The sequence below is a fragment of the Affinirhizobium lemnae genome (genome assembly GCF_022968395.1).
GTDB classification, from domain to species: Bacteria; Pseudomonadota; Alphaproteobacteria; order Rhizobiales; family Rhizobiaceae; genus Neorhizobium; species Neorhizobium lemnae.
This window is the reverse complement of record NZ_JALJQZ010000042.1, coordinates 19,291-32,311: the sequence shown is the minus strand read 5'-3', so window position 1 is coordinate 32,311 and position 13,021 is coordinate 19,291. Positions and strand designations below refer to the sequence as shown.

Here is a 13,021-nt window from a genome sequence, read left to right as displayed (position 1 = left end):
GATCTCCAAAATCAGCTTTGAATCCGATTTGCGCTCTTTTGGGAATCCCAATCCTTAAATCATCACCACGACCTAAGCGGGTACTCGCCCCAGCCCAGATTGATGACCTCAGGCGTTTAGTGGCTGCCAACATCAAGCCCGCGTGAGATGCCAACCTCCTCTCGCAGAAATCCTAACTTTCGCGACAAATCGGCCAACTCTGTGATCAAGAGGGAAGATCCTTCTCAAAAATCGGTCGCAAAACTCAGAGTTTCGCGGCAGATTTTTGCGACCGCGTACGTCCCCAATGGGCCGTATCCGGACTTGAATCGTCAACGCATCACTTCGCCCTTTGCGTGAGCCACAAATGCCCAACAGCGCTGCCCCAGAACAACGGGAGCAGATAGCACCTCTGGCTGGCACCGGGCCGACGCCATGAAAGCAAACTCTTCCAGACAGCCCAACAAAAAGCCCGGCCTGCCATCAGCAGACCGGGCTTCATTATTTCAGATCAAGTAATAGGCACTCAGCCGATCGCGAAACCTTCGCCCACAACCACCGCAGTGCCGTTGATCGTGACAGCCGCTTCGCTCGAACCCGCAGCCTTCACCACCTTGATGGCGAAGCTCTTGCCATCAAGGATGAGCGTCGCCTCAAATCCAGTCCACTCCGTGGGCAGGGCTGGACGAACGAACAGACGGTCGCCTTCACGCTGGATACCCAGAATACCTTCCACGGCAGCACGGTAGAGCCAGCCCGCCGAACCGGTATACCAGGTCCAGCCGCCGCGACCGGTAAGGTCGCCAGCGCCGTAAACGTCGGCAGCGACCACGTAAGGCTCGACGCGGTAGCGATCCGCATCGCCCTTGCTCAGCGCATGATTGACAGGGTTCAGAAGCTGGAAGGCCTTCCAGGCATCGTCCCCGCGTCCAAGCCTTGCCAGCGCCAATACGACCCAAGTCGCCGCGTGAGTGTACTGACCACCATTTTCGCGCACACCCGGCGGATAGGCCTTGATGTAGCCCGGATCCTTGGGCGTCGAGGCAAAGGCCGGTGTGAACAGGCGGATGATACCATCCTGCTCGGAGACGAGCTTGCTCATCACCGCATTCATGGCCTGTTCCGAACGCGCCGCATCACCCTCGCCGGAAAGAACACTCCACGACTGGCCAAGCGAATCGATCGCGCATTCCAGATTGCCATCTGCACCCAGCGGGCTGCCATCGTCGAAGTAGCCGCGACGGTAGTACTGGCCATCCCAGCCAGCCGTCTCAAGAGCCTTCTTCAGGCTGTCGAGGTGGCCGGACCAGTGGGCAACACGCTCCTGATCGCCGCGCTGTTCGGCAAAGACCGAGAAGCGACGCAGTGCAGAGGCGAGGAACCAGCCGAGCCAAACGCTTGTGCCGCGACCGCCGATACCGACGCGATTCATACCGTCGTTCCAGTCACCGCCGAGGATCAGCGGAAGACCATTCGAACCGGTGCGTTTGATGGCAAGATCAAGGGCACGCGCGGCATGTTCATAAACCGTTGCCGTCTCTTCCGAGATCTCCGGCTTATAGAAGGCATCGTGCTGACCCGGGTTCAGAGCTGCGCCCGTCAGGAACGGCAGTTGTTCGTCCAGAACAGACACATCACCCGTTGTCTTGATGTACTGGTCGGCTGCGTAAGCAAGCCATACCACGTCATCCGAAATCGTCGTGCGAACGCCCGCGCCGGTGACCGGCAGCCACCAGTGCTGCACATCACCTTCCGGGAACTGACGACCGGCAGCCGTGACGATCTGGCGACGCGCCAGAGCCGGATCATGCATCATGAAGGCTAGCGTATCCTGCAACTGGTCGCGGAAACCATAAGCGCCAGAAGACTGGTAGAAGGCCGTGCGCGACAGGATGCGGCAGCTGAGTGCCTGATAAGGCAGCCAGGTATTGATCATGTGATCCAGCGCCTTGTCTGGCGTCGAAATCTTCAGGCGACCCGTAAAGTCGTTCCAGAAGCTCTTTGCCCCTTCGACAACCGTATCCGCACGCACACCCCGAACTTCGGCCGCCAAGGCCGCCGCTTCGTCGCGATTGCCACAATCACCGAGGAAGAAGGTGATTGTCTTCTCTTCACCGGCTGCCAGTTCGATATCGCAGGCGAGAACCGCACACGGTGCGCCATCTGGCTCCAGCGATCCGCTCAATGCGGTGCCGGCGGCAACCGCCGCAGGCGTTGCCATGGAGCCGAAGCGGCCGAGGAATTCGCGACGGCTGGTCGTGAAGCCCGAAACCGGAGCATCTGCACCAAACAGAGCCGTTCGAGTGCTGTAATCGATGCTGTATGGGTTGCTGGCAAACAGCGTTCCGGTCGCCTCATCACTGCTGGAGAGTATGAAGGCCTGGGTTCGCTGCGGGTTGTTGCCCAGAATCCACTCCGCATAGCCATAGACCCGCAGGCGGCGAGCCTGTCCGCTGGTGTTTTTCAGGACCAGCTTGGAGAACTTGACCGGACGGTTCCGATCAACCGTCTGCGTGACTGACATGGCTACACCTTCATCTTCCGAGCGGAAGATAGAATAGCCAAGGCCATGCCGCGCTTCGAAAGCAACCGACGGCTTGCGAGACAGGGCCGCATAAGGCGTAAGCACGGAACCGCTTTCCAGATCGGCCACATACAGCGCCTCACCCGGACGGTTGATAACCGGGTCGTTCGACCAGGGCGTCAGCTGATAGTCACGCGAGTTCTGGCTCCAGGTGAAGGCAGCGCCTTCTGCTGCAACGTGGAAGCCAAAGCGCTCATTGGAGATAACGTTGATCCACGGATGCGGCGTTGCGGCCCCACCCTGCAGGCGCACGACATATTCCTGACCGTCGGTCGAGAACCCGCCGTAACCGTTCCAGAAATCGAGATCGGCAGCACCGGCTTCGTCCGCAACAGTGCCGAAATCGGCAGCTGTCAGCAATGCGCGACGGTCCATTTCCACTTCGACGCCACGCTTGTCGGAGAACAGCGAGACCGCGCGGTTGACCTGATCCTCGATCTTGCCGTTACGGGCGTGCAGCACGACACGCGAGGCAGCAATGAGCGCCGCCCAAGTCGCATCGTCCATCAGGTCGCGGCGCAGGGCAAACACCTGCTGGCGGCCTTCCGATTGACCGAGACGGCGAATGCTTTCGCTGATCTGGTCAATGGCATGCTGCATGTCCTGCGCGTAAGATGCTGGCTTCTCGTTCACGATGACGAGATCCGCCATCACACCGCGAGACCGCAGATATTCCTGCGCGGACAGAGCTTCCTTGACGACTTCCATGTCCATTTCGTCGTTCACGCGCAGCGTGAAGATCGGCAGGTCGCCGGAGATCGACAGGCCCCAGAGCTGGCGTTGCGAGGCAAGTCCAGCGTTGACCGTGGCCACGTCAGCACGCAGATGCATGTCTGGATAAACCAGATAGCGGCCCAGATGCTGGAAGGCTGCAGCCTGCTGAGAATTAATGCCGATATGGCGCATCTGCACCTGAACACGGGTCCAGGCCTGCGTGAGTTCAGAGCCAAACGCATCCGGATGGCGGTAGCGCTCGACGGCAATGTCCAGTTCTTCGCGGCTTGGCGCTGCAATCGTCCAGAAGATCACGCTGACCTTCTTACCCGCCGGCACGCGAACGACACGGCGCATAGACAGGATCGGATCAAGCGTGAAGCCATCCGTTCCTGAAAGTGTCGCATCCGCATCGAAGGCAGCCGCTTCTGCAAGCGTGCGGCCACGGCCGATGAAGCGGCGGCGATCTGTTTCGAACTCCGTGGGGCGCGACGAACCGGCATTGTCTGCCGCCAGATGCGCGATCTGCATCGACGGCTCATTCTGGTTGCGACGGTTGCGCCAGGCGCGGATCACATCGCCACGACGACCGATCTCAGTGCGAATGAACATACGCGAGAAGACCGGATGCGCGTTGTCATCGTCTTCATGTGAAAGAACCGGCTCGATATAGGAGGTCACTTCAATGAAGCGGTCTTCAGTGCCCTGGTTGAGCAGGGTCAGGCGACGACCTTCTGCATCGTGTTCGGTCGCGACGATGACTTCAACGGAGCTGGTGAGCGTGCCCACCGTCTTGACGAATTCGGCTTTCTCATCGCCGAAGACGGTCTTGACCTTCTCACCTTCCGCACGGCGCGGCTCAGCAGTGGTGGACCACCATTGACCGGTCGTCGTGTCGCGCAGGAAGAGGAAGTTGCCCCAACGATCTTCAACCGGGTCGGCTTTCCAACGATTGACCGCAAGGCCGTTCCAACGGGAGTAGCCCGTACCTGTTGCCGTCATCATGGTTGAGTAGTGGCCGTTGGACAGCAGGATCAGTTCGCGATCGCGACCAGCCGGGTTCTGGATAGTGCGGATTTCCGAGCGCAGCAGGTCGGCCTGACCCTTGCCAGGGGTTTCCGGCTCATACTTGGAACCCATGACAGGCACTTCGCGCGGCGCCTTTTCCTGCAGTAACAGTTCTGCGGCTTCGACGACCGGATCTGCATGAAAAAGTTCGCGCAGCTTGCCATTGTTGACGACGTTGGCGATGGCCGCAATCGACATGCCATGGTGGTGGGCATAGTAGTTGAATACCACGGCGCAACGCTTGCCTTCCGGCACACGGGTCGGCGTGAAGTCGACAGCATCGTGGAAGCCGTAGCGGCCCAGAGCACCCACGGCCCGCAGTTTCTGAAGGTTTTCGAGCGCTTCCAGCGGCTTGTACTGGCTGGCGAGAATCGAGGCGTAGGGCGCGATGACCGCATTCTGGCCAAGGCCACGCTTGAGGCCAAGCGTCGGCACACCAAAGTTGGTGTACTGATAGTTGAGGTTATGATCGCGGGCATTGAACGCGGCTTCCGAAATACCCCAGGGGATATTCAGGCGGCGGCCATGGTTCATCTGCTCTTCGACGATCAGATTGTTCGTCTGGTTCAGAATGCCACCCTGACGCTCCTGCATGACAAGCGGCGGCATCAGATATTCGAACATCGAGCCGGACCAGGAGATCAGCGCACCACGGGCACCGATCGGCACGACCTGACGGCCAAGACGATACCAGTGTTCTGTCGGCAAATCGCCCTTGGCAATCGCAAACAGGCTGGTCAAACGGCATTCGGAGGCCAGAAGGTCGTAGCAGGCCTCATCGAGATCGTTGCTTTCGACACGATAACCGATGGATAGCAGACGACGATCCTTCCGGTAGAGGAAGGTGAAATCCATGGCGAAGGCCAGCTGGCGCGTACGATCCCGCAGTTGGATGAGGCGCTGGCGCAGCGGCTCGATATTCGTCATGTCGAACGTCGTGTCCGCAATATGCGCTTCACAGGCTTCAACCAGCGATTCCGACCAGCGCACCAGCTCTGCTGTCTGGTTGGAGCTGACTTCGTGGTCGAGGTTGGCCGCAAGCTTCTGGATATCGCGCGCCAGAACTGCCAGGTTGATGATGCGGATGGAGGCAAACTCGTGCTCGCGCTTCACTGCGGCCAAGGCATTGCCGAAACCGATGATACGTTCGTCTATACGGCGGCGCAGCGGACGCACCGTCTTACGGTCATCAGGCAGGTCCTTCAGCACTTCCGAAAGAATACCGGCAACATCGCCGATGCCATCAAGGTTTGCCTGAAGATGTGCGGACGGCGCTTCCGCCCATTCACGGCAGGCTGACGACACAGCAATCAGATGACCGGCGAGGTTGCCGCTGTCCACCGTCGAAACATAGCGAGGGCCAAGCGTCGCCAGCGTATCCGTATGATACCAGTTGTAAAGATGGCCGCGGAACTTCTCCATCTTTTCGACGGTTGTGACCGTCTTTTCGATGCGCTCCAGCGTTTCCTGGAAACTCAGCCAGCCGAAATGGCGGGCTGATACGACGGAGAGAAGATAGACGCCGATGTTTGTGGGCGAGGTGCGCTTGGCAACGATCGGCTCAGGCGTTTCCTGGAAGTTGTCCGGCGGCAGGAAGTTCTGGTCTTCCGTCGTGAAGGCTTCGTAATAGCGCCAGGTTCGGCGGGAAATCTTGCGAAGCTCGACCGAAACCGCTTCCGGTACGAAGAGACGGTCTTCCGTCTCCGCAGACTGGCTCACATACCAGGCGACGATTGGCGACAGGATCCACAGAAGCGCAAAGGGAATACCGACGAGGAAGGCGTTATCGTCCGGCAGTGCGGCAAACATGATCGCGAGGATCGCAGCGACCGGTGCATGCCACATGGAGCGGAAATAGGCTTGCGGGCTTCCCTGCGCCGACGATTGAACGCTGGCAGCAGTTTTCCATTCAAGCATCAGCTTGCGGCTGACGAACAGACGATAAAGCGAGCGCACGATCGCATCCATCATCATGAAGGCGGAATCGGCGATGAACACGATGCGCAGCGCTACCTGCGCGTTGGCAGACCGGATATCGGACCAGACCGAATAGAAATGTGCCCGCTGCACGATGTCAGTCGAACGCGGCAAAAGACCGGTTATGAGCGAAAGGGTTGGCGCCACAAACAGCGAGAAAATCAGCAGGATCTGCCAGATCAGTGCGCCGAGCGGTGACATGAAGTACCAGCCGAAAACAGAAGCGAAGAACCAGGCGATCGGCGTGAGCGAACGGCGTAGGTTATCGATCATCTTCCAGCGGCCAAGCGCCGTCACGCCACGTGTCGCATCCAGAATGTAGGGAAGCAGCTGCCAGTCGCCGCGCGCCCAACGATGCTGACGAGAGACTTCAACCTCATAACGTGTGGGAAAGTCTTCCACCAGTTCAACGTCGGTCACGAGAGCGCAACGGGAGAAGGAACCTTCAAGCAAGTCATGGCTGAGAACGGCATTTTCCTCGATACGACCGCGCAGAGCGGTCTCGAAGGCGTCGACATGATAGAGGCCCTTGCCGGTGAAACTGCCTTCGCCGGTCAGATCCTGATAAACGTCGGAAACGGTGAAGACGTAAGGGTCAATACCGCGGCTCATCGAATAGACGCGCTGGAAGACGGAGGCATCCTTGCCGGTCGTCAGCGACGGCGTCACGCGTGGCTGCAGCAGGCCGTAACCATGAATGACCCGGCCAGAGTTCACATCGTGAACCGGGCGGTTGATCGGGTGGTGCAGTTTGCCGACGAGCTTCGTCACCGCATCGCGCATCAGGCGCGTGTCGGCATCGAGCGTCATGACATATTGAACATTCTCAGGCACCGTGTTGGCACCTTGGAGATACGACGTATCTTTATCACCACGCAGCAGCAGGTTCAGTTCATGCAGCTTGCCGCGCTTGCGCTCCCATCCCATCCACACGCCTTCCGACGGATTGAACAGGCGGCGGCGATGCAGGAGGTAGAAGCGGGTCTTGCCGTCGAAGGCATAGCGACCGCTGAGGGCTGCCACTTCGCGGCGGGCATATTCCAGCACTTCGAGGTCGGCATCGGACTGTTCGACATTGCTGTCTTTCCAGTCACTCAAGAGCGCGAAGTAGATTTCACCGTGCGGATTGGCAAGGTAATGAACCTCGAGATTGCGGATGAGTTCGTCAACCGTATCGCGATTGGTGATGAGGCAGGGCACCACGACAAGCGTACGCGCCTCTTCCGGAATGCCTTCCTTGAACTCATAGCCAACCAGGCGCGCCGGTTTGACCACATAGGTCACCAACGTATTGAACAGGCCTGTCGCGCCTTCCGAAGCAGGCAGCGAGAACATCAACAGGAAGAGGATGATAACCGGCCAGGACATGCCAGCATGGCCAAGGAAGAAGCCGACAATGGCAAGTGCTAGGAAGGTCAGGAAAAGAACCGGGGCCGCAACGGCGAACCAGTTCATTTTCTGAACCATTCTGAGCGCCTGCTGGGGCAGCGTCGGCGTATAGCCCACCCGCTTCTCCAGCTCCTCGCGATACATGCCGTTCAGGAAGGCGCCGACATTGGCCTTGTGCGGATCGGGCTCCGGAGCCCGAGCAGCTTCCTGCGCCAATGCAATCGCAGCACTGGCCACTTCGATTTCTGTCTTCTTGGCGTAGCGGGCTAGCTTTTCAATGCGATTGCGGTAGGAGTTGCGCGATCCGAAGTCGAGATCATTGTAATCGCTCTGGTCGCGCAGAACCTTGTCGACAAGGCAGACGTCCTCGAACCACACGCTCCATTCGGTGTCGTCGATCTCGCGCAGGCTTTTGATGATGTTGCCCATCGTCACGTTGCCGGATGAGAGGCGGTTCTGCTCCGCCATCATCACTTCTTCAGTGTCTGTGCCGGCAGCTGCAAGGCGTGCCTCAAGCCACTGGATGGCGAAACCTGGCGATTGCGATGCATTGCGCAGGCGATAGAGGAACTGGGTCGAGAAGGTATTATCCTCGGTCAGCGGCTCGATCTTTTTCAGGAGATCGGCGCTCGCCCCTTCATCGTTGAGCTTGATAACCGCATCCGCTGCGTCATTAGCCTGCTGACGCATACGGCGCGACTTTTCCACACGGATTGAAATGCGACGCAGGTTTTCAATCAACACGAAACGCAGGAAGGACGGCAGCGCCCAAAGCTCGCCGATTTCCAGCGACTGATGAACCTGAAAACCTTCCGTCATGGCGGTCAGGTTATCGCGGTTTACCGTGCTATGGGTGTGCGCCACGTAAAGCCATGCGAGCGCCAGAACGCGCGGGATCTCCATTGAGCCGATCCGCATGGTCGGCAGCTGACGGTAGAACTTCTTCGGAAAGTCACGGCGAACTTCCTGAATGGCTTCTTCCACGATGTAGTGGTTGTCCAGCAGCCATTCCGCAGCCGGCGTGATCGTTGCACCGGCTTCCACATCCTTGGCCGTAGACCGGTAGACGCGCAGAATTTCGCGCTCGTTCTCCTTGTGCCGCTCGCGGAACTCGAAACTCATGAAACCCGGCAGGATCGCCGCGCCATCACGTGCCAGAGCCTCACCGCAGGACCGCAAAGCCTCGGCATTGAAATAAGTGGCGCGGATCGCTTCGTTATGATCGATCTGCTTGCCTTCGGTTTCGCGCGAGGAGGAAGCGGGCGTATTATGAAATGACATTGTGTCGACTTCTGATCAGGAGTTGGGCTGTCTTGAGCGGCTGGCCGAATGGCCGTCAGGCGTACGAGGTCAAACCATCAAAAATTGGGAGCGGTAGCGGCGAGACTGGCAAAGGATTGGCAACCTTCCTGACCAGACTGCAGAACACATAGAGGCGGAAGACTTGCAGATGTTCAACGGTCTCTCCAATACGAACGTCTCTCGCCACTAGCCGGACAGGCATGAATGAAACCTGAACGTATTCAGCTGTTTGGAATATAGGATACGATGCATTTCCTGTTTCGCGCAGCAAGTTCCAGATCCGTGGCCTGGCCCTCAATTCTCTGCGTTTCACCAAGTTCCATGACATCAAGATGTTTCTTCTTCAAGCAACTTATTTTCACCGGACAATGACTGGGGTTTAGGGTGAGGATCCAATCATCTTGTTGAAATGGTGTGAGGTCTGGAAACGGCAGGAAAGGATTTACCCGCAGCACCACGGGCTGCTATGTCTCATGCTTTGCTAATGATGCTTTAACTGCCAGCGGTGGTAACGATATGACAATCCAGATCTCGAACGACATGCCGGAACTTGTGGCGCTACGGCGCTTCCTTCATCAAAATCCGGAATTAGGCCTCTCCGAGGTCAAAACCTCCGACTTCATTGCCGATCAATTGACGCAAATGGGATATGAGATCACGCGCGGTCTGGCCAAAACCGGTATCGTTGCTACGCTTCGCAATGGTACCAGCGGTCGATCCATCGGCATTCGTGCCGATATCGATGCGCTGCCGATCTTCGAGGAAACCGGCGTTGAACATGCGAGCCAGACACCGGGCCTTATGCACGCCTGCGGTCATGACGGACACACGGCCATCCTCTTGGGCGCAGCAAAGGCTCTGGCAGAACGCCGTAATTTCGATGGCGCGGTTCATCTCATCTTTCAGCCGGCTGAGGAGAACTTCGCCGGCGCCAAGATCATGATCAAGGACGGGCTGTTCGAGCGCTTCCCCTGCGACGTGGTTTTCGGTCTCCACAACGATCCATCCATTCCCTTCGGCAAGATTGCCGTGAAGGAAGGGCCAATGATGGCCGCAGCCGATGAATGCCTGATTGTCGTTAACGGTCGCGGAGGTCATGGTGCCGAACCGCAGGATGCGCTCGACCCGATCGTTTGCGGTGCAAGCATCGTCATGGCCTTGCAGACGATCGTGACCCGCAACCTGCACGCCATGGATCAGGCAGTCATTACGGTTGGCGCTTTCAATTCCGGCAAGGCCAGCAATGTCATTCCGGAACGCGCGGAATTGGCGGTTACCATCCGCTCCTTTGACCCGAAGGTGCGCGACACGCTGGAAAAGCGCGTGCGTGAAGTAGCCGAAGGTCAGGCGGCCAGCTACGGCATGAGTGCGACGATCACCTATGAGCGTGGCTACGAGCCGACGATCAACCATGTGGAACAGACACAGTTCATTCGTCAGGTGGCGGAGCGCGTGGTTGGAACCGAAAACGTCATGGATTTGCCACGCCCCAGCATGGGAAGCGAGGATTTTGCCTTCATGCTGGCGGAGACACCTGGCAGCTACATCCTGCTCGGGACCGGCAGGACAGAGCGCGATCCGCCGCTGCATCATCCGAAGTTCGACTTCAATGACGATGCCTTGCCGATCGGCGTATCCATGTGGGTGGAAACGGTAGAGACTTACCTAAAGGCTGATTGAACGAAAAAGCCCTTCCGTGGGCGGCACGGAAGGGCTTTTTCAAGATCCGTACGGTGCGCACCGTTCAGATCAGGCGATGATACCGAGGGTAACAGCGCCGATAAAAGCGATTGCGGCAAATGCCAGCAAGGTGGGTAGCAAGGCCGGATAGCCAATTCTGGCCGATCCCGGAGCCGCAAGCTCCACCGGAAGATGTTGCAAGGACTGGGTCATGAGATCCTCCGTCACATTGTCGCCTTATTCTGTAACAGTATCTTAACACGACCAGATTGATAGAGATTTCCTTTCTTTGATATCGCCTCTGTGGAAATATCCTTTCGCCATAATGCCAACCACGCAATAAATATGCTGCGCCGGAGGCAAATCGGATTTCCAAAGGATTTTGAGAGTGATGGACATAGACGTGGTGGTGGTAGGAGCAGGCGTCATGGGCCTCGCCTGCGCGCGCAGTCTTGCGCGGTCCGGTCAGTCGGTGCTCATTCTCGAGAGGGAAGGCGCCATCGGCACTGAGACCTCATCCCGCAACAGCGAGGTCATTCATGCCGGTCTCTATTATCCGAAAGGCAGCCTGAAGGCGCATCTCTGTGTTCAGGGAAAGGCCAAGCTTTACGCGTTTTGCGAGTCTCACGGCATCGCACATCGCAAGTGCGGGAAGCTGATCGTGGCAACCTCTGCCGACGAGCTTCCTCTCATCGAAGCCTTGCAAAGCAAAGGCGAGGCGAACGGCGTGTCGGATCTGGTAATGCTGGATCAGCGACAGGCACGACAGCTCGAACCCGCGCTGGACTGCATTGCCGCTCTCCATTCTCCGTCTACCGGTATCATCGACAGCCATGGATACATGCTCGCTCTGCAAGGCGATGCGGAAGATGCGGGAGCAGCCATCGCGTTTCACGCACCTTTCGAGGGTTCAACTCAGATCGCAGAAGGCTTTGAAATTCGGGTGGGTGGCGCAGACCCCATGACGATCACCAGCCGGATGCTCGTCAACGCCGCAGGTCTTCACGGCAGCCGTGTCGCTGCGTGCATCGAGGGATTGCCGGTATCGGCCATCCCGCAAACCGGCTATGCCAAGGGCAACTATTTCATGCTGACGGGCCGCGCACCGTTCAACCATCTCATCTATCCAGCCCCGCATGCGCACGGACTGGGCGTGCATCTGACCTTCGATCTGGGCGGACAGGCGCGTTTCGGTCCTGATGTCGAATGGGTGGATGAGATTGACTATGAGGTCGATCCGAACCGTGTGGAAGGCTTTGAGGATGCCGTGCGGCGCTATTGGCCGCAAATGCCTCGCAATGCACTCGTTCCCGGCTATAGCGGCATCAGGCCCAAGATTTCCGGCCCGTCTGATCCGGCGGCAGATTTTCGGATCGATGGCCCGCAGACGCATGGCGTGAGCGGCCTCGTGAATCTCTTTGGCATAGAGAGCCCCGGATTGACTGCCTCGCTTGCCATAGCAGATCAGGTGAAAGACCTGCTGACGGCATGACGTCACAGGAAAGTCTATTGCCCTGACGTGCGCAACAGAGCCTTGATCGGCAGATGGTCGGACGCCACCCGCGCCAAAGCCGTATCATGGACATGCACCTTTTCAATCAGCCCCTCGTGCGAACACATGATGCGATCAAGCGCCAGAACCGGCAGCCGGGAGGGAAAACTCGGCACCGCCGAAGGCATTCCGCGAAATGTCGAAGCGAGTGAGTTCAGCGACGAACGATTGCCCAGCCTCCACTCATTGAGATCGCCCATCAGAAGCGTCGGCTGATCGTCCCGCAACCGCAGGAGATCGAGGATCATTCTCGCCTGACTTTGCCGCGATCTGTTCAAGAGGCCTAGATGCGCAGCAACCACCCGCAAGGCTGTGCCGTCGGCAAGCTCAAGTTCGGTCAGCAGCGCTCCACGTGGCTCAAGGCCCGGAAGCTTGACCGGATGCACGTCGCGGACAGCGCCGTTCCGGAAGAAGAGAACATTTCCATGCCATCCATGCGCTTTCGAAATACCGCTGATGGGCACGGGGCAAAGCCCGGTTTCTCGCTCGATCCAGTGGAGATCCAGCAGACCCCGGCGTTCCCCGAAGCGGGTATCGGCCTCCTGCAGGGCAATCACGTCGGGATTGATCTCGCGAATGACATGGGCAATTCGGGCAGGATCGAACTTGCCGTCGACACCAACGCATTTATGCACGTTATAAGATGCAACCCGAAGACCTTCCCCTTCCCCTTCCCCTTCCGTCAACACCCCGTCTACCGTCGCAGAGCCACGATTCTTGCGGTTTCGAAGGGAAGCGATGATGTTCGCTGGTATCGTTCTGGTCTTGGTCATGCG

Annotated in this window: 5 protein-coding genes; 2 read left to right on the top strand and 3 right to left on the bottom strand. The window is 58.3% G+C overall.

All coding sequences use genetic code 11. The annotated features are described in order from the left end of the window. Positions 1-505: 505 nt before the first annotated feature. Complete coding sequence (locus MUU53_RS18930; protein ID WP_247262273.1) at positions 506-8,992, bottom strand: glycoside hydrolase family 94 protein; 8,487 nt, start codon at positions 8,990-8,992, stop codon at positions 506-508. A 537-nt stretch (positions 8,993-9,529) separates the two neighbouring features. On the opposite strand from MUU53_RS18930, the gene MUU53_RS18925 reads away from it, so the two are divergent. After that, a complete protein-coding gene (locus tag MUU53_RS18925; protein WP_247262272.1) occupies positions 9,530-10,693 on the top strand; it encodes a M20 aminoacylase family protein in 1,164 nt (387 codons plus the stop codon). A gap of 69 nt (positions 10,694-10,762) precedes the next feature. On the opposite strand, the gene MUU53_RS18920 is transcribed toward MUU53_RS18925, so the two are convergent. Next, positions 10,763-10,906, bottom strand: a complete 144-nt coding sequence (locus tag MUU53_RS18920; protein WP_156379299.1) for a hypothetical protein — start codon at positions 10,904-10,906, stop codon at positions 10,763-10,765. Positions 10,907-11,072: 166 nt separating this feature from the next. On the opposite strand from MUU53_RS18920, the gene MUU53_RS18915 reads away from it, so the two are divergent. Beyond that, a complete protein-coding gene (locus MUU53_RS18915; RefSeq protein ID WP_343229125.1) occupies positions 11,073-12,185 on the top strand; it encodes an NAD(P)/FAD-dependent oxidoreductase in 1,113 nt (370 codons plus the stop codon). 14 nt (positions 12,186-12,199) lie between these two features. On the opposite strand, the gene MUU53_RS18910 is transcribed toward MUU53_RS18915, so the two are convergent. Next, the gene (locus MUU53_RS18910) at positions 12,200-13,018 is read right to left on the bottom strand and encodes an endonuclease/exonuclease/phosphatase family protein (RefSeq protein ID WP_247262270.1); all 819 of its coding nucleotides are present in this window, start codon (positions 13,016-13,018) and stop codon (positions 12,200-12,202) included. Positions 13,019-13,021 lie beyond the last annotated feature (3 nt).

Bases quoted from the DNA above. Each gene is read 5' to 3' on its own strand.
- MUU53_RS18930 (WP_247262273.1), bottom strand. From the start codon at position 8,992: ATGTCATTTCATAATACGCCCGCTTCCTCCTCGCGCGAAACCGAAGGC.
- MUU53_RS18925 (WP_247262272.1), top strand. From the start codon at position 9,530: ATGACAATCCAGATCTCGAACGACATGCCGGAACTTGTGGCGCTACGG.
- MUU53_RS18920 (WP_156379299.1), bottom strand. From the start codon at position 10,906: ATGACCCAGTCCTTGCAACATCTTCCGGTGGAGCTTGCGGCTCCGGGA.
- MUU53_RS18910 (WP_247262270.1), bottom strand. From the start codon at position 13,018: ATGACCAAGACCAGAACGATACCAGCGAACATCATCGCTTCCCTTCGA.